Source organism: Streptomyces sp. NPDC014764, assembly GCF_043082785.1.
Taxonomy (GTDB): domain Bacteria; phylum Actinomycetota; class Actinomycetes; order Streptomycetales; family Streptomycetaceae; genus Streptomyces; species Streptomyces althioticus.
The window spans coordinates 31,129-48,830 of sequence record NZ_JBIBXY010000012.1; the positions used below are offsets into that span (position 1 = coordinate 31,129).

The 17,702-nt window shown below is 72.3% G+C and carries 12 protein-coding genes; 5 read left to right on the top strand and 7 right to left on the bottom strand.

Annotated features, from left to right (window positions below; all coding sequences use genetic code 11):
• The first annotated feature begins 11 nt into the window (after positions 1-11).
• Positions 12-1,226 carry a PLP-dependent aminotransferase family protein gene (locus tag ACF1AG_RS24785; protein WP_391810410.1) on the top strand — a complete coding sequence of 405 codons (1,215 nt, stop codon included), beginning with the start codon at positions 12-14 and terminating at the stop codon, positions 1,224-1,226.
• A gap of 117 nt (positions 1,227-1,343) precedes the next feature.
• Here the strand turns inward: ACF1AG_RS24785 and ACF1AG_RS24790 are convergent, their stop codons facing one another.
• On the bottom strand, positions 1,344-1,787 hold the full coding sequence (locus tag ACF1AG_RS24790) for a MarR family winged helix-turn-helix transcriptional regulator (protein ID WP_391810411.1): 444 nt from the start codon (positions 1,785-1,787) through the stop codon (positions 1,344-1,346).
• A gap of 129 nt (positions 1,788-1,916) precedes the next feature.
• On the opposite strand from ACF1AG_RS24790, the gene ACF1AG_RS24795 reads away from it, so the two are divergent.
• Entirely contained in the window at positions 1,917-2,915 is a 999-nt protein-coding gene (locus ACF1AG_RS24795; protein WP_391810412.1) for an amidohydrolase family protein, read from the top strand.
• A 293-nt stretch (positions 2,916-3,208) separates the two neighbouring features.
• On the opposite strand, the gene argS is transcribed toward ACF1AG_RS24795, so the two are convergent.
• A complete protein-coding gene (gene argS, locus ACF1AG_RS24800) occupies positions 3,209-4,969 on the bottom strand; it encodes an arginine--tRNA ligase (protein ID WP_359602913.1) in 1,761 nt (586 codons plus the stop codon).
• A gap of 243 nt (positions 4,970-5,212) precedes the next feature.
• Between argS and lysS the strand changes: the two genes are divergently transcribed.
• Positions 5,213-6,979, top strand: coding sequence for a lysine--tRNA ligase (gene lysS / locus ACF1AG_RS24805; RefSeq protein ID WP_391810413.1), 1,767 nt, complete (start codon positions 5,213-5,215; stop codon positions 6,977-6,979).
• Between the two features lie 129 nt (positions 6,980-7,108).
• Here lysS and ACF1AG_RS24810 read toward each other — a convergent pair whose 3' ends face one another.
• Positions 7,109-7,498 (bottom strand): hypothetical protein, encoded by a 390-nt coding sequence (locus tag ACF1AG_RS24810; RefSeq protein ID WP_359602909.1) that lies wholly within the window; start codon positions 7,496-7,498, stop codon positions 7,109-7,111.
• Positions 7,499-7,581: 83 nt separating this feature from the next.
• A complete protein-coding gene (locus ACF1AG_RS24815; RefSeq protein WP_391810414.1) occupies positions 7,582-11,019 on the bottom strand; it encodes an ALF repeat-containing protein in 3,438 nt (1,145 codons plus the stop codon).
• Positions 11,020-11,418: 399 nt separating this feature from the next.
• Here ACF1AG_RS24815 and ACF1AG_RS24820 point away from each other — a divergent pair, with 399 nt between their 5' ends.
• Positions 11,419-11,925: a hypothetical protein gene (locus tag ACF1AG_RS24820; RefSeq protein WP_359601683.1), complete on the top strand. Its 507-nt coding sequence runs from the start codon at positions 11,419-11,421 to the stop codon at positions 11,923-11,925.
• A gap of 160 nt (positions 11,926-12,085) precedes the next feature.
• A complete protein-coding gene (locus tag ACF1AG_RS24825) occupies positions 12,086-14,290 on the top strand; it encodes a S1 family peptidase (protein ID WP_391810415.1) in 2,205 nt (734 codons plus the stop codon).
• A gap of 72 nt (positions 14,291-14,362) precedes the next feature.
• On the opposite strand, the gene ACF1AG_RS24830 is transcribed toward ACF1AG_RS24825, so the two are convergent.
• The 3 genes from ACF1AG_RS24830 to ACF1AG_RS24840 form a co-directional block, all read right to left on the bottom strand.
• Entirely contained in the window at positions 14,363-15,628 is a 1,266-nt protein-coding gene (locus tag ACF1AG_RS24830) for a DUF2637 domain-containing protein (RefSeq protein WP_387798170.1), read from the bottom strand.
• A gap of 88 nt (positions 15,629-15,716) precedes the next feature.
• Positions 15,717-16,544, bottom strand: coding sequence for a DUF3558 family protein (locus tag ACF1AG_RS24835; RefSeq protein WP_387798168.1), 828 nt, complete (start codon positions 16,542-16,544; stop codon positions 15,717-15,719).
• A gap of 133 nt (positions 16,545-16,677) precedes the next feature.
• Positions 16,678-17,511: a DUF3558 domain-containing protein gene (locus tag ACF1AG_RS24840; RefSeq protein WP_387798165.1), complete on the bottom strand. Its 834-nt coding sequence runs from the start codon at positions 17,509-17,511 to the stop codon at positions 16,678-16,680.
• Between the last annotated feature and the right edge of the window lie 191 nt (positions 17,512-17,702).

The window sequence follows — 17,702 nt, forward strand, 5'->3', positions numbered from 1 at the left end:
GGAGCCGTGCCATGACCGTCACCGAGCCGCCCGCCGCCCCCGCACCCACCCCGCGGCTCGCCGCCCGGGCCTCGGCGGTAGGCGGCTCCCCCGTACGCGACATCCTGGCGGTCACCGCCCGGCCCGAGGTGATCAATTTCGCGGGCGGTCTTCCGGCGCCGGAGCTGTTCGACGCGGACGGCATCGCGGAGGCGTACCGCGCGGTGTTCGCCGAGATGCCGGCGCGGGCGTTGCAGTACTCGACGACCGAGGGCGAACCGGTGCTGCGGGCCGCGCTCGCCGAACGCGCCCGCGTGCGCGGGCTGGTGACCGCGCCGGACGACGTGCTCGTCACCACCGGCTCCCAGCAGGCGCTGTCCCTCCTCGCCACGGCGCTGCTCGAACCCGGTGACACGGTGCTGGTCGAAGACCCCTGTTATCTCGCGGCACTTCAGTCCTTCGGCCTCGCCGGGGCGCGGGTCGTCGCGGTGCCCGGCGACGAACACGGTCTCGACCCGGAGGCGTTGGAGGAGCTGGTGGTCCGCGAGCGGCCCAAGCTGCTCTACACCGTGCCGACGTTCCAGAACCCCACCGGCCGTACCCTCCCCGCCGCCCGCCGCGCCGCCGTCGCCGAGGTCGCCGCGCGGCGCGGACTGTGGATCGTCGAGGACGACCCGTACGGCGAACTGCGGTACGAGGGCGAGCGGGTGCCGTGGATCGCCGCCCACCCGGGCGCGGAGGACCGCACGGTGCTGCTGGGGAGCCTCTCCAAGATCATGGCGCCGGGGCTGCGGCTGGGCTGGCTGCGCGCGCCGGAGGGGATCCGCCGCGCCTGCGCCGTGGCCAAGCAGGCCGCCGACCTGCACACCCCGACCGTCAACCAGCTCGCCGCCGCCCGTTATCTCGCCGACCGCGACCTCGACGCGCACGTCCGCCGCGTGGCGGGCGTCTACGGCGAGCGCCGGGACGCCATGCTGGCCGGCCTCCCCGACGCGCTCCCCGCCGGCTCGGCCTGGTCGCGTCCCGAGGGCGGCATGTTCCTCTGGGTGCGGCTGCCGTCCTCGTACGACACCACGGCCCTGCTGCCCGAGGTGGTCCGGCACGACGTGGCGTACGTCCCCGGCGCCCCCTTCCACGCGGGCGAACCCGACCGCTCCACCCTCCGCCTGTGCTTCGTCACGCAGACGCCGGAGGAGATCGCGGAAGGGCTGCGGAGGCTGGGGGCGGCACTGCGTGAAAGGGCGTGACCGGCGGCCGCTTCGGGCCTGAGGGGTTCGGCGCGGGCGGCGGGCGGTGGACGGCGGGCGGCCGGCTGGGTGAAGAAACGCCCGGGACCGCGGCGGACGACCTGGCGGAGACCGAGGTCAGGAATCGCCGTCGGCTCCGCCGAGGAGTCGTGACTCGATACGCCGGAGCGCCGCGATCACCGCGTCCGCCTCGGCGGCGTCGGGAACGGCCCCGTCCAGCAGCCGGCTCCACGTCTCCTGGAGCCGCCCCAGATTCTCGCCCGCCTTCTCGGTCGGGTACAGGCGGACACGCCGGGCGTCGCCGGGGTCGGCCACGCGGCGCACCAGACCCTTGTGCTCCAGCTTGCGCAAGGCCCGGCTGAAGTTGCTGGAGATCATCTGAGTCGCGCGGGCCGCCTGCGTCGGGGTGGCGCCGGGCTGGTGGTCGATGTAGCGCATCACCGCCGCCTCGATCGGCGTCCACGCGTCCGCCCCCTCGGCCTTGGCGGCATGCAGATGACGGCTGATCGCCAGGATCAGATCGGCGAGCTCGAACAGTCTGGCCTCGTGCTTCTCGTCCACACCCTTACTCTAATCTACCTAACCAATGATAGGTATCATTTGACAGGCAATATGCGTGTGCCTACCTTCCTCAGGGGTCGCCACCGGAGCGCACCCGCGCACCGTCACCGCACCGGAGGACAACTGATCATGACCCTCATCGGCATCGAAGAGCACTGGATGCTGCCGGAGCTGACCGCCGCGCTCAAAGCGGCCCGGCAGCCAGACGAAAGCCTCCTCCTCAACGAGCGCGGCGACACCACGCAGCGCCTCGAAGACCTCGGGGCCGGACGGCTCGCCGCCATGGACGCCCAGGGCATCGACCTGGCCGTGCTCGCCCTCACCCCGCCGGGCACGCAGGCGCTGCCGGCCGAGGAGGCCGTCGCGCTCAGCCGCCTGGCCAACGACACCGCCATCGCGGCGGTCCGAGCCCATCCCACGCGCTTGCGGTCGCTGTCCAGCCTGCCGTTGTCGTCCCCGCAGCACGTGGCCGAAGAACTCGAACGCGCAGCCGCCCTGGGCCATGTGGGAACCATGGTCTACGGCCGCTCCGGCGACCGCTTCCTCGACGACCCGGCCTACGACGACTTCTTCGCCGCGGCCGCCCGCCTGCGCCAGCCGGTCTTCATCCACCCGCAGATCCCGTCCGACGCCCTGCGCGACGCCGCCTACCGCGGGTTCGACCCCCTGACCGGTCTGGGCCTGGCCACCTTCGGCTGGGGCTGGCACATCGAGGCGGCCACCGCCGCCCTGAGGCTCATCCTGCGCGGCACCTTCGACCGCCACCCCGAGCTCCAGATCGTGCTGGGCCACTGGGGCGAGCTGCTGCCCTTCTGGCTCGACCGCGCCGACAGCCTCGCCCGCCTGGCCGGCCTCGAACGACCCGTCTCCGGCTACATCCGGACCAACGTCTTCCTCACCATGTCCGGCATGCTCAACCCGGCCCTCCTGCAGCACGCGCTGACCGTGACGACCACCGACCGGCTGATCTTCTCCACCGACTACCCGTTCCAGCAGCCCACCCGCGACGACATCGACACCTTCTTCGGTCACCTCCCCACCGACACCGACCGGCACAAGGTCCGCTCGGCCAACGCCGCCGCCCTCTTCGGTATCGGTCCGGCCGCGGCAAGGCCGGGCCGGACCTAGCCGGCCCGTGGTCCGTCCGGCCGGACCGGGGCGTCGAAACACTCGCGAGGCCCGGCGCCCGCGGGCCGGAAGCAGGTGCGGATGACGCTGCCCTGCCGGGCCCGCGTCATCCCGGTGCAGACGTAGGCGTCCGCGTCGGCGCCGTCCACGATCACCCTTCCCGGACCGGGCCGCCCGCGGTGACGTCTCGGGGACGACGGTGCGGGCCCGGATCCGACGCCGGCGACGACCGCGGCCCGTCCGCTCCCCCCGAGGGAGTGGACGGGCCGCGTGCCGTGCGGGGCCGAGGAGCGTCAGAGGCGCTCGGGCGTCCTGATGCCCAGCAGGGCCATGCCCTTGGTCAGCGTGCGGGCCGTGAGGTCGCACAGGAACAGCCGGTTCTCCGCCACGTCCCGTGGCGGCTGCGGCTTGATCACCGGGCACTTGTCGTAGAACGACGTGAACAGCGACGCCAGTTGGTACAGGTACGCCGTCAGCTTGTGCGGCGCGTACTCCGCCGCCGCCTCGAACACCGTGTCCCCGAACGCGTCCAGGTGAAGTCCGAGCGCCCGCTCGGCCTCGTGCAGCTCCAGCTCCGGGTGCGCGGCCGGCCGCACGTCCCCGGCCTTGCGCAGGATCGACTGGATACGCGCGTACGCGTACTGGAGGTACACCGAGGTGTCGCCGTTCAGCGAGACCATCTGGTCCAGGTCGAACTTGTAGTCGCGGCTCGGCGACGTCGACAGGTCCGCGTACTTCACGGCGCCGATGCCGACCTGCGCGGCCCGCTCCTGGATCTCGTCCTCGGTGAGGTCCTTCGCCTTCTCCCGCACGACCTCGGCGGCCCGCTGCACGGCCTCGTCCAGCAGGTCCTCCAGCCGGACCGTCTCGCCCTCACGGGTCTTGAACGGCTTGCCGTCCGCGCCCAGCACCGTGCCGTAGCCCATGTTGTGCGCGGTGACGTCGTCGTTCAGCCAGCCGGCCCGGCGGGCGGTCTCGAAGACCATCTTGAAGTGCAGCGACTGCCGCACGTCCACCACGTACAGCAGGGTCGTGGCGCGCAGGTCGAAGACCCGGTCGCGGATCGCGGTCAGGTCGGAGGCCGCGTAGCCGAAGCCACCGTCGGCCTTCTGCACGATCAGCGGGACCGGCTGGTCGTCCTTGCCGCGGATGTCGTCGAAGAACACCACCAGGGCGCCCTCGGAGCGCTCGGCGACGCCCATCTCCTCCAGCAGCCGCGCCGTCTCGGGCATGCCCTCGTTGTACGCGGACTCGCCGACGATCTCGTCGTCGCGGATCTCCATGTCGAGCTTCTCGAAGACGGAGTAGAAGTAGACCTTCGACTCGTCCACGAACTGCTGCCACAGCTCGAGGGTCTCCTTGTCGCCGGACTGCAGGGCGACGACCCGCTTGCGCGCCCGCTCCTTGAACGCCTCGTCGGCGTCGAAGAGGGCCCGCGAGGCCTTGTAGACCCGGTTGAGGTTCGACATGGCCTGCTCGCCGTCGACCTCGGAGGCCGGGGCCAGCTCGCCCGGGTGCTCCATGAGGTACTGGATGAGCATGCCGAACTGGGTGCCCCAGTCGCCGATGTGGTGCCGGCCGACCGTCTTCTCGCCGGTGAAGTCGAGCATGCCGCGCAGGGCGTCGCCGATCACCGCGGACCGCAGATGGCCGACGTGCATCTCCTTGGCCACGTTCGGCTGGGCGTAGTCGATCACCGTGGTGCCCGGGTTCGCGGCGAGGGGCACACCGAGGCGGCCCGTGTCGTCCGCGTACCGCGCGGCCAGGTTCGTGAGGACGGCCCGGTCGGCGATCGTGATGTTGAGGAAGCCGGGGCCGGACACCTCGACGTCCTTGATCACGTCACCGGTGGTGATGTGCGAGACAACCTCGGTGGCCAGGTCCCGCGGGTTGGCCTTCGCCTTCTTCGCCAGCGCGAGGATCCCGTTGGCCTGGAAGTCCGCCCGGTCGCTGCGTCGCAGCAGCGGGTCCGCGGACGCCTCCGGCCGGGTGGCGGAGAGGGCGGACGTGAGCTGCTCGCTGACGAGATCGGTGAGCGATGTGACCGAGGCCATGGAGTGGGTGCCGTTCTCCTCGTGGGTTCAGATAGACACGGTCAGTATCCCACGGGGGTAAAGCGGTTTTTCCGTGCGCGGGGGCGCGGACGGTCCCCCGCGGACCCTCCCGGTCCGCGCCCGAGCCGCAGCCGGGGGCCTGCCCGGGCCGGTGAAAAGGCGTTTTCGCGGTGGCCGGGGGAGCTGGGAGAATGGCACGGTCAGCCGTGCGACCGTACCGGCTGCCCGAGCAGAAAGAAGGACGTGCCGATCGTGGCTCAGAGCACCGAGACCACCGACTGGGTCTCCCGTTTCGCGGATGAGGTCATCGAGGAGTCGGAGCGTCGGGCCCCGGGCGCGAAAGCCTCAGGCGCTGCCGCGCCCGTCGTCGTCGTCGCGTCCGGGCTGTCCCCCTCCGGCCCCATCCACCTGGGCAACCTGCGCGAGGTCATGACCCCGCACCTGGTCGCCGACGAGATCCGCCGCCGCGGGTACCAGGTGCGCCACCTGATCTCCTGGGACGACTACGACCGCTACCGCAAGGTGCCGGCCGGCGTCCCCGGCGTGGACGAGACCTGGGCCGAGCACATCGGCAAGCCCCTCACCTCCGTCCCGGCCCCGAAGGGCTCCCCCCACCCGAGCTGGGCCGAGCACTTCAAGGCCGCGATGGTCGAGTCGCTCGCCGAGCTGGGCGTGGAGTTCGACGGGATCAGCCAGACGGCGCAGTACACCTCCGGCGCCTACCGCGAGCAGATCCTGCACGCCATGAAGCACCGCGGGGACATCGACGCGATCCTCGCGCAGTACCGCACCAAGAAGGCCCCGGCGAAGAAGCAGCAGCAGAAGCCGGTGGACGAGGCGGAGCTGGAGGCCGCCGAGGGCTCCGGCGCTGCCGCCGAGGACGACGGCAGCTCCGGCTCGGCCGGGTACTTCCCGTACAAGCCGTACTGCGGCAACTGCGAGAAGGACCTCACCACGGTCACGTCGTACGACGACGACTCCACCGAGCTGACCTACTCCTGCACCTCGTGCGGCTTCTCGGAGACGGTCCGGCTGAGCGAGTTCAACCGCGGCAAGCTGGTCTGGAAGGTCGACTGGCCTATGCGCTGGGCCTACGAGGGCGTGATCTTCGAGCCCAGCGGCGTGGACCACTCCTCGCCCGGTTCGTCGTTCCAGGTCGGCGGGCAGATCGTCGGGATCTTCGGCGGCAAGCAGCCGATCGGCCCGATGTACGCCTTCGTCGGCATCAGCGGCATGGCGAAGATGTCGTCCTCCAAGGGCGGTGTGCCCACCCCGGCCGACGCCCTGAAGATCATGGAGCCGCAGCTGCTGCGCTGGCTGTACGCCCGCCGCCGCCCGAACCAGTCCTTCAAGGTCGCCTTCGACCAGGAGATCCAGCGTCTCTACGACGAGTGGGACCGCCTCGAGGCCAAGGTCGCCGACGGGACGACGCTGCCCGCCGACGCCGCCGCGCACTCCCGCGCGGTGCGCACGGCGAGCGGTGAGCTGCCGCGCACGCCCCGGCCGCTGCCCTACCGCACGCTGGCGTCGGTGGCCGACATCACCGCCGGCCACGAGGACCAGGCGCTGCGCATCCTCAGCGACCTCGACCCGGCGAATCCGCTGGCCTCCCTCGACGAGGCCCGCCCGCGCTACGACAAGGCCGAGGCGTGGATCAACACCCACGTCCCCGCCGACCAGCTCACCATCGTCCGCGACGAGCCCGACACGGAACTGCTGAAGTCCCTGGACGAGCAGGCGCGGGAGTCACTGCGGCTCCTCCTCGACGGCCTCGCCGGCAACTGGTCCCTGGACGGCCTGACCCACCTCGTCTACGGCGTCCCGAAGGTCCAGGCCGGCTTCTCCGCCGACGCCACGCCCAAGGAGCTCCCCGCGGAGATCAAGACCGCCCAGCGGTCCTTCTTCGCCCTCCTCTACCAGCTCCTGGTCAGCCGGGACACGGGCCCGCGCCTGCCGACCCTGCTGCTGGCGGTGGGCCAGGACAGGGTGCGGCACCTGCTCGGCGCGTAACGCACGCACGCCGAAGGGGCGCCCGGTGAACCTCACCGGGCGCCCCTTCGGCTACCGTCGGCCGCCTCTTGGCGGCGGCGCGGACCCCGTCCTGAACCAGAAGGCATCTCGTCGTGGCCCGCCCGGGGCTCAGGTGTTGGCCGCCCACACACCGACCACGACGGCCAGAGAAACGATCATGGAGCAGAAGATCCACACCGCCGAGGGGGTGTGCAGCTTGACCTGGACCTCCGGATGCTGTTCCTGCCGCAGGATGTCGGCGGCGACCCGCTTGCTCACCGGGACGATCATGACGAGCAGCATCAGGAGGCTCGCGGTGTAGAAGTAGAGCGCCTCCGACAGGGACCACTTCTCCCCCAGGGCGCTCAGGAGCAGCAAGGGCCCCAGGACGAGCGGGATGAACGACACGCTCCTCTTCCCCTTCGGCGTCGGCATGGACCGGCGCATCAGGGCCGTGTGGGCCGGAGTGACCGCAAGTGCGACGAGGAGCCAGACGTAGGTGGGCAGGGACAGGAACAAGGGTGTGGGTCCTTCCGGAGCGGATCGCGGTACGCCTGTGGTGAACGTACTCGTGATCCGCCCCGGAACCCATCCGTTCGCTTCTACCAGGGCGTGAGGGCGTCCCACGCGTCGCTCACGGTGTCGCTGACCGTGTCCCTGGCCTGGTCCCACTTGGTGGTGAAGACCCCGACCGCCGGGGAGATCAGCTCCTGCTCGAGCCGGGCGGCGATGACGGGGGCGGAACGAAGGCCATTGGTCCCCCACTTGATGACGCCCGACACCCCGCCGAACTTGGTGAGCGGGATGCCGCCGGTGAGGACGCTGATGGCGACCCCGGCGGAGGAGGAGAGGAACGCGTTCGAGGTCCACCCGTCGGTGAACCCGGTGATGACGGCGCCCGCGACACCGGTGATGAGGGAGATCGTGCCCGCGGTCCCCGCGATCGCCTCACCCAGGGGCGGGGGGATCAGCAGGGAGGCGGCCGCGATGCCGCCCGAGACGGTGGACACGGCCGACAGGACGTTGGCGACCTCCTGCCAGTCCTCCTTGGTGCCGCCGAGGAAGGTGCCCGGCTTCTCCACCTTGTCGTGGTCGGCGGTGTCGGAAGGGTCCACACCGTTCTGCTTGTTGCTGCGGGCCTCCTCCGCCGCCTTCCTGGCCGCGGCCTCCAGCTCCGCCTTCCGCTTCGCGACGGCGATCGCGCGCGCCTCGGAGGCCGCCTGCGCCGCCTCCCGCGCGTCCTTGCCCGCCGCGACGGCCGAGGCCTGGGCTGCGGACGCGGACGCCTGTGCCGCGAGGGCCGACTGGACGGCCGAACTCGCCGACGCCGTGGCCTGATTGGCGGAGTAGTTGGCCCGACGGGACGCGGAGCGCGCGGCCAGGGCGGCCGCCTTCGCCGTCGCGGCGGACGCCGAGGCGTCCTTCGCGGACTGTTCCGCGGCGTCCGCGTACCCGTCCGCCTGCCTGGCGTACTCGGCCGCCTGCGCCGCCGACTTCTTCGCGGCGTCGGCCCACTTGACCGCCTCGTCGGCCGCCTTCCGCGCTTCCGCCGCGGCCTTGGACGCGTTGGCGGCGTCCGTCTGGGCGTCCTGCGCGATCTTCGCGGCGTGGGCGAGGGACGCGCGGACGGCGGCGATGTGGGCGGCGGCGTCCGCGTCGAGCTGCACCATGCGGGGGTGGACGGTGGTGAGGAAGTCCCGGAGCATCCACTCCGGGCCCTCCAGGGCCACGTTCGCGGCCATCTTCGTGTAGGGACCGGCGGTCGCCAGGACCGTGAAGACGGCGACACGGTCGTCCTCGTACTGCGCCGCCGGGTACTTGGTGGCGAAGAACTCGTGCAGCGCCTTGGCGGAGCCGTCGCTGAGCGCGGCGGTGGCGGCCTCCTTGACCGCCTTGCCGGGGTTCTTCCCGAGGACCCGGAAGACCGCGACCGAGTTGTCGGTCTTGGCCGCCTCGATCATCCCCCCGCTGAGGAACGCGGCGACGGCGCCAGGGTCGGCGGACTCCAGGGCCCTGTGCGCGGCTTCGGCCACATCGGGGGTGGAGATCCGGGCGATGTAGAGAACGGTCTCCCGGTCGTCCTGGTTCTGGGCGATGACCCGGTCGGTGTCGATCCACGCCAGGACGGCCTGGTCGTCGCCGGACAGGGCGAACTCCGCGGCCTCGCGCGTCCAGGTGCCGTGCGACGACAGCAGGTTGAGACACGCCTCGCGGCCGGCGACGACCGCGGTCTGCTCGTCCCCGTCGCGGAGCGCCCGCTCGGCCCGGGCGATGAGGTCCTTGGTGGCCGAGTCCAGTGCCTGCTGCTGGGTGAGCTGGTTGCGGGCGGCCTCGAGGTCCTGTTCCTCGATGGCCTTGAGGCGACGGGCCTCGTCCCGTCCCTGGAGGGTGTGCTCCTCGATCTTCGTCAGTTCCGCGTCCCGCGCCTCCTGCTCGACCTCCATCGCCTCCACGACGGCTGCCGTCGCCGCGTCGGCGGCTTCCTTGGCCTGGGCGGCGCACTGGGTGGAGCGGTTGGCGTGGTCGACGGCCTCCCCCGCGTGCTTGGCAGCCTCTTCCGCCGCGTCCGCCGCCTTCTCCGCATGGTCCGCGGCGGAGTTGGCCGCGTTCCGCGCGGTCCTGGCAGCGCTCGCCGCGGTGGCGGCCAGGGACTGGGCGGTGGACGCCGCACGGGTGGCCCGTGCGGCTTGCGCGTCCGCCTCGGCGGCTGCGGCACGGGCCGCGGCGGCCTCCGACTGCGCCACTCCGGCGGCGGTGGCCGCGGTGGCGGCGGAGTTCGCGGCGGAGGCGGCGTTCCGGGCCGCCGAGGCCGCGGCGGAACCGGCCGAGGAGGCCTGTGCCGCGGCCGTCGACGCGTGGTCCGCGGCGGCCGCCGCGGTACGCGCCTTCTTCGCGGCGTTACGGGCGCCGACGGCGGCGTCCTTCGCGGCCTGCGCCTGGGAGGCGTCCGCGGACGCCGCGATCGCGGACCGGTAGGCGTTCGAGGCGGCACGCGCGGCGGTCGCGGCCGCGGCGGCGGCCGCGTTCGCGGCCCACGCGGCCCGGCGCGCCGCCGTCTGGGCGGCGTTGGAGGCGGAGATGGCGGTGCGGGCCGCCTGCGCGGCTCCCTTCGCCGCACCGGCCGCCTTGCGTGCGGCGCTGCCGGCCTTCTTCACGTCGTTCTGCGCCGCCTGGGCCTCCTCCGCGGCCTCCAGCGCGGCCGCCTTCGCCTTGGCGGCGGCGGTCTGCGCCTTCTCCGACTCGGCCACCGCCTGTTCCATCGTCAGATGGGCGCGGTTGCCCTCGCGCTCGACGATGGCGACGAGCTGGTCGATGGTCGCCTTCTCCTGGTCACGGGCGCGGGCGATGTGCTGCTCGGTCTCCAGGAACCAGCCGATGGCGCCCGCCGTGCCCTCCTCCAGGGCGCGCTGCGCGGACGTCCTCACCTGGGGCGAGGCGGTGGCCAGCACCTTGAAGACCTCCGCCCGCTCGTCCTCGAAACGGGCGGTGAACTGCGTCTCGGTGACGAACTTCATCAGTGCGTCGAGGGAGCCGTCGTCCAGCGCCTTGCCCGCGGCGGCCTTCACGCTCGTGCCGCCCTGGCCCATCAACGTGAAGGTGAGGACGCGGAGATCCTCCAGCTGCGAGGCCTCGTACCCGCCGGCGAGGAAGGCGGTGATCGCTTCGTCCCCGGCGGTCAGTGCGGCCGAGATGTCGCGTGCGACTCCCTTGCCGGAGCCGGCGAGGGCCTTGAAGAGGGCGACGCGGTTGTCCTCGGCGACCGCGGAGGCGAGCCCCGTGGCGACGAACTGCTCGACGTCGGCCTGAGTACCGGTGAGCGCGGCCGCCGCCGCGCTCCTCACCGCCTTGCCGCCGGCCTTCCACGCGGAGACGGCCTTGCCGCGGGGGGTGTCCGGCAGGGAGGGGAGGCTGGGCGTGTCGCCTGTGGCCGCGGCGGCGGCGTAGACCTGGGCGGTCGTGGCGAAGGGGATCGACGTGGCTGCCGTGGTGGCGGCAGCGACGGTCAGGAACCGGCGTCTGCTCCAGAAAGTGGTGTTCACGAGTCCATCCGTCTGGTCGGCAACAGGCGGCCCGACACCGCGTGGTGAACGGCCGTCGGTCGCGTTCGGAATTCGTCAGAGCGGCACATGCGCCTCAACCGGCCCGCCTGGCAAGCGAGTTGCGCGCAGCGTGCGGCAAAGGGCCGGAGGAGGTGTGGAAGTGGGCGGACGTGAGAGTACGCAAGGAGTGAGGTTTGGGCCACTGGTTGTGGTTGGAACGATCCAGTGAGAAGACGCACACGCTGCGTTCAGGCCATTCGGCAGCAAATGAGCCACTTTGTACGTGCGAGTGAAGCGAACTTATGTTTGAATTCGGCCGCTCTTCCGTCCGGACCTGTCGCGGTGAGAACCACCTGCCGGGCCGTACGGAGTAACTCACGATGCGCAGGGGGGACTTGCGTGAACCTCGCACGAAGGATCATCGCCACCGGTGCGGCTGCCGCCGCCTGTGTGGCGACAGTGATCGCCACCGGACTCGCCGGATCGGACGGCGCGTCGGCCGCCGCCCCGGTGGCCGGTGAAGAACCCGGTTACGCGGTGGAGGACTTCAACTACCCGCAGGCCGACAAGATCAAGGACGAGCTGGGCATCGTGCTCAAGCGGGGCGACGGCCACATCACCCTCGCCGCCTGCGGCAGCCGGACCGGACTGCTGGAGGTGTACACGCGCGCCACCCAGATGGTCTGCTTCAGCGTCACCGGGACCTCCGGCTATCTCAGCCTCGAGATCCCGTCCGTCTACGGGGTGAAGGGCGCCGCGGGTGTGGACGCCGACCTGACCCTCCGGGCCCCGGACGAGACGGTGCAGGAAGTGACCGTGCCGGAGAACTCGTTCGAGCCCGTCGGCGAGTCCGTCGACCCGAGCGGCCGGAGCCACATCCTCGTCGAAATCCGCACCAGCGCGTAATCCCGCCGGACGCCACCGGAGCACGCACCGACTCCGGCCCCGCCCGGGACCGGAGTGAGACGTGGGCGGACGCACCCGGAAGCGGTGATCCGCCGAACCCGGTGCGCCCGCGTGGCGCCCCCGCCGACCCTGCCGGATCCACCCCCAAGGAATGAACCTCATGCGACGTACCAGACCCGTGCGCCCCGCCGTACTGGGAGCCGCGCTGACCACGGGAGCCCTGGTCCTGACCGCCGCGCCCGCCCTCGCCGTCACCGGTCCCGCCGCCCCTTCCGGCGACACCACCCACGCCTACGCCGCGCAGCTGATCGTGGGCGACCACGACCGCGGCTGCTCCGGGGTCCTGGTCGACCCCGAGTGGCTGCTCACCGCCGCGAGCTGCTTCGCCGACGACCCGGCGCAGAGCCTCGCCGTGCCCGCGGGCAAGCCCGCGAAGAAGACCACCGCGACCATCGGCCGCGCCGACCTCACCGGCTCCGGCGGCGCCGTCCGGCAGGTCGTCCAGCTGGTGCCCCGCACCGACCGCGACGTGGTCCTGGCCCGGCTGAACCGCCCGGTCACCGGCGTCGCCCCCGTCGCCCTGGCAGCCTCCGCGCCCGTCGCGGGCGAGCAGCTCAAGCTCGCCGGCTACGGCCGCACGGCGACCGAGTGGGCCCCGCTGAACCTGCACACCGGCACCTTCACCGTCGACGCCGCCGACGGCACCACCGCCACCGTCACCGGCCAGGACGGCGTCGCCGCGTGCATGGGCGACACCGGCGGCCCGATGGTCCGCACCTCCGGCGGCGCCCACCAGCTGGTCGCGCTCGCCAGCCGCTCCTACCAGGGCGGCTGCCTCGGCACCGACGAGGAGCAGACCGGCACCGGCGGCATCGCCGCCCGCGTCGACGACCTCGCCACCTGGGTCGACTCCGTGGCCGGCGCCCCCCGCGCCACCGACTTCAACTGCGACGGCGTCGAGGACATCGCGATCGCCGACCCGAAGGCCACCGTCGGCGGCGACGCCAACGCAGGCCTCGTCCGGATCGTGTACGGCGGCGGCAAGGGCACCGCCGAGATCACCCAGGACCTCGACTGGGTCCCCGGCGGCTCCGAGGCCAACGACTACTTCGCCGAGGCCATCGACACCACCGACTTCGACGAGGACGGCTGCACCGACCTCGTGGTCGGCACCCCCGGCGAGGACCTGGCGGGCGCCACCGATGCGGGCATGGTCGACATCCTCCACGGCGCCCCCGGCGGCCTGGGCACGGGTACACGGAAGGCCACCCACTACGAGCAGGGCAGCGGCGGCGGCTCCCTCGGCGCGTCCGCGTCCGAGAAGGGCGACCGCTTCGGCCACGCCGTCGCCGCCGGCACCACCGCCGAGGGCGTGCCGTTCGCCGTGGCCGGAGCGCCGGGCGAGTCGCTGGGCAGCGTCGCCGAGGCGGGCCAGGCGTTCTACCTGCACGGCACCACCAACGTCTCGATCCACCAGGACAAGCCCGACGTCCCCGGCGCCGTCGAGACCGGCGACCGCTTCGGCACCACCGTCGCGGCCGACGCCTACCACCTCGCCGTCGGCGCGCCCAACGAGACCATCGGGGCGGACGCCGACGCCGGCAACCTCGCCGTCTTCTCGCACACGCTGAACGCCGGCAACCCCACCCCGCTGTTCGGGCTCGACCAGGACCTGGACACCGTCTCCGGCGGCGCCGAGCCGGGCGACCAGTTCGCCGCGGCCCTGACCCTCGTGCCCTACCGCCCGTCGGCCGGTGCCACCGGCGAGTCGATCCTGGTCGTGGGCGTACCCGGCGAGGACCTGAGCATCGACGGCGTGAACAAGACCGACGCCGGCATGGCCCAGAGCTTCCGCATCACCGCCGCCGGCACCTACAGCCAGACGCACAGCTACTACTCGGGCACCGCGACCGACGACGTCAGCGGCACCTCCGAGGCCGGTGACCGGTTCGGCGCGGCCCTCACCGCCGTCAACACCGCGCCCCGCGCGGTCAGCACCGCCGCGAACCTGAAGCTGGCCGTGGGCCTCCCGGACGAAGCCGTCGGCACCACCGCCAAGGCCGGCGCCATCACCACGTTCTCCCTGGTGGGCTCCCCGGGCGCCAACGACCGCTGGTTCGAGGCCGGCAACGCCGGCGGCATCCCCGGCACGGCGGGTGCCAACCAGCGCCTGGGCCAGAGCATCCACTTCACCGGCACCCAGCTGTACGTCGGCATGCCCGACGGACCGCTCACCCACGGAGCCCTGTACGCCCTGCCGATGTCCAACGTGGTGAGCGGGACCAGCACCCCGGCCACCACCTACCAGCCCGGCAAGGGCGGACTGCCCTCGGCGGGCGTCGCCTTCGGGCACGCGGCCCGGTAGGCGGACGCACGGCACGAACGCGACGGGGCCCCCGGAACACCGGGGGCCCCTCGTCCTACGTCCACGCGCCGCTCAGGCGATGTGGTCCTCCTCCAGCTCCGCGGCGTGGCGAGCCTGGAAGCGGTCGACGAGGTCCTTCAGGGCGCTCGGGCTCAGCGTCACGCCGTAGGTCGCCTCGATGTTGTCGCCGAGCACGCGGGGGGTCGGGTAGCTGCCGTCTATCGACTGCCGGAAGACCTGGTAGAAGTCGTCCTCGCCCGGCTCCGCGTCCGGAGCCGCGCCGCCCTCGCCCAGCTCACGCGTGCGGCCGCCCGGGATGACCGGGATGGGGAAGGCGCCCGTCTCCTCCGGGGCGGGTTCCCGGAGAGGCGGCTCCTCCTGGTACTGGTCCTCGTACTGCTCCGCCTGACGCTGCTCGGCCATCCAGCGGGCGTACTCGTCCGGGTCGAACTCCGGGTCGTAGCCGCCGTGGTACTCAACGGACTGGGGGTCGCGGGCGTGCAGCCAAGGGTTCGACGGCTCCTCGACCCCGCGCTCGGGCTCCAGCTCCAGCCGCTGCTCGCCGGACGGCACCTGCACCTGTGCCGCCCCGGAGGCACGACCGCCCGCAGCCGCGGTCATCTCCGGCGCCGGAGGAATCAGCGCCGGTTCTATGCCCGCCGCCGCCAGGCCCGCCGGGGCCGTCTCGGCCAGGGGGACGCCGTACTTGGCGAGGCGGAGCGGCATCAGCGACTCGACCGGAGCCTTGCGGCGCCAGGCGCGGCCGAAGCGGGAGCGCAACCGGGCCTGGTAGACCAGCCGCTCCTGCTCCAGCTTGATCACCTGCTCGTAGGAGCGCAGCTCCCACAGCTTCATGCGCCGCCACAGCAGGAACGTCGGGACGGGCGACAGCAGCCAGCGGGTGAGCCGGACGCCCTCCATGTGCTTGTCGGCGGTGATGTCGGCGATCCGGCCGATCGCGTGCCGCGCGGCCTCCACGGACACCACGAACAGCACGGGAATCACCCCGTGCATGCCCACACCGAGCGGATCCGGCCAGGCCGCCGCGCCGTTGAAGGCGATCGTGGCCGCCGTCAGCAGCCACGCCGTCTGCCGCAGCAGAGGGAACGGGATGCGGATCCACGTCAGCAGCAGATCCAGCGCCAGCAGGACGCAGATGCCGGCGTCGATGCCGATCGGAAAGACGTAGCTGAAGTCGCCGAAGCCCTTCTTCAGGGCCAGCTCACGGACCGCCGCGTACGAACCGGCGAAACCGATCCCGGCGATGACGACGGCACCGGAGACGACCACGCCGATGAGAACCCGGTGCGTCCGTGTCAGCTGAATGGGCGCGGCCACCCGTACTCCCCTCCCAGTGCGTGTTGTTGCGCGCAACAGAGTGGCACATGTGTACGGGGAACGGGTGGCCGGTTCTGGTTCGGCGAGGTCAGCTCTTGTCGGAGGCCGACGCCGAAGGCGCCTCGGAGACCGGCGCGGACGGCCGGCCCGACGCCGGGGCCGACGGCGAACCGCTCGCCCCGCCCGGGCCGTTGGCCCTCGTCACGGACAGCACGGCCTCCCTGGCGGCCTTCTTCGCGTCCCCCAGCAGCGCGGCGGCGTCCGGCGTCTTGTCGCCCGCCAGACCCGCGCCGTTGTAGTCGAGGGTGACGACCACGTTCTCCACCCGCGCCACGACCGTCTGCTGCTTGAAGGTGCCTTCCTTCTTCTTCAGGTCGTAACGCACCGCGGTCGCCTCGTCGCCGGTGCCGGCCACCGCCTGCGCGTTCAGGCTCCTCGCACCCGGCGTCGCCCGGACCTCGCGCACCTGCTTGTCGTAGTACTCCTGGGCCAGCTTGTCACCAGGACCGCGCGTGGTGTCCGACTCGAAGCGCAGCAGCGACACGTTCAGCCAGCGGAACTGCGAGCCCTTGACGCCGTTGTTGTCCAGGCTGCTCCACGAGCAGCTGGCCCGCGACGCCACGTCGTCCGAGCTGCCCTCCTTGCCGGACTTCGCCTTGGGCGCCAGGTCCTTGAGGGTCTTCTTGCTCAGCACCCCGCACGCCTCGGGCAGCGTCCGGAACGCCGCCGCCTGCACCGTCGGCGACGGGCTCGCCGACGCGGAGGCGCTCGCCGCCTTGTCGCCGCCGTCGTCCGGTCCGGAGTCCGAGGAGCAGCCGGTGGCGACCAGCATCACGGGGACGGCTGCCGCGCAGACAAGGACGCGGGTCAGGCGCTTGGCTCGCTCGGGCTGCTCTCGCTGTGCTCGTCGCTGCATGGTTCCTTCACTCATGACTCTCGTGTTCCCTGCGGTCGGAACGGTGTCCGAGGGGTCACGGTACGCGCCCCGTCACCCGGACGGCCGTACTTCGCGGGCTTCGCGGAGAGCGTGGAGGGGCGGTGAACGAGGGTCAGCCGCCCAGCGAGTCCGACAGCTCGGCGGCCAGTTTCCGGGCCCTGTCCTGCATTTCCTTGCTGTCCGGGACCGCTCCGACGGTCACCGGCTGCTCCGCGTACTCGATGGTCACGATGACGTTGGACGTGCGGAACGCCACAGTGACGGTGCGCTCCTGGACGGTCGATCCGGAGCGGTCGAGCGCGTCGTCGAGGAACGCCTCGTCGCCCAGGTCCTCCAGGACCCGCGGCTGGAGGTCGGACGGGGCGACGGAGGGCGACGCGGTGGACGAGGGCGCCGAGGGCGAACCGGACGCCGTCGCCGACCCGCTCGGGTCCGCCGGGCCGGTGCTCGCGCCGGAGCCGGTCGGGGAGGGGGAGCCGGAGCCCGTCACCGTCGGCACGGGCAGCTGCGCCGCCGTCTGCCTGCGGGCGAACAGCTCCTCGGCCTGGGCGTCGTCGCTGACCGCGTTGTCGTAGGAGACGACCCGTTCGAAGTCGACCAGCAGCCGGTCGGTCGCCGCGAGGGACTCCACCTTCCAGCGGCAGCCCACCTTGCGGTCGGTGTCGTACGTGAGCGTCGCCTCGCCCGCGTACGCCTTCTCCCGCTGCTGCTCGTCGGTCAACTCCGTGAGGCCGGGCAGGAGTTCCTCCAGCGTGCGGTCGCCGACGGCGCCGCAGGGCTCGGGAAGGGTGGCGTACCGGCCGGGCTGGGCCGCCTGGGTCGCCGTGCCGGCGCCGCCCGGGTTGGAGTCGTCCGCCTGTCCGCCGCTGTCCGGGCTTCCGGTGCAGCCGGCCAGTACGGCCGCGAGGAGCGCGGCGACGCCGGGTCCGTACGCCTTCCGCTGCACGGTCCAGGTCCTCTCGACGGTGGATGCGGGCCGCTGCCCGCCGGGTACTTCCAGTGTCCCCGCTGGTTATTCGCTTGCCGCAGGGGGGAGCCGTTCGCAGACAATGTGTATCGCACGCACTGCCGCGGACGCCGGTCCGGTATCCCATTTCACCGATCTTGGCGCCGGTTTTGCGTTATGAGACTTCTGCT

Bases quoted from the DNA above. Each gene is read 5' to 3' on its own strand.
- ACF1AG_RS24785 (WP_391810410.1), top strand. From the start codon at position 12: ATGACCGTCACCGAGCCGCCCGCCGCCCCCGCACCCACCCCGCGGCTC.
- ACF1AG_RS24795 (WP_391810412.1), top strand. From the start codon at position 1,917: ATGACCCTCATCGGCATCGAAGAGCACTGGATGCTGCCGGAGCTGACC.
- argS (WP_359602913.1), bottom strand. From the start codon at position 4,969: ATGGCCTCGGTCACATCGCTCACCGATCTCGTCAGCGAGCAGCTCACG.
- ACF1AG_RS24825 (WP_391810415.1), top strand. From the start codon at position 12,086: ATGCGACGTACCAGACCCGTGCGCCCCGCCGTACTGGGAGCCGCGCTG.
- ACF1AG_RS24835 (WP_387798168.1), bottom strand. From the start codon at position 16,544: ATGCAGCGACGAGCACAGCGAGAGCAGCCCGAGCGAGCCAAGCGCCTG.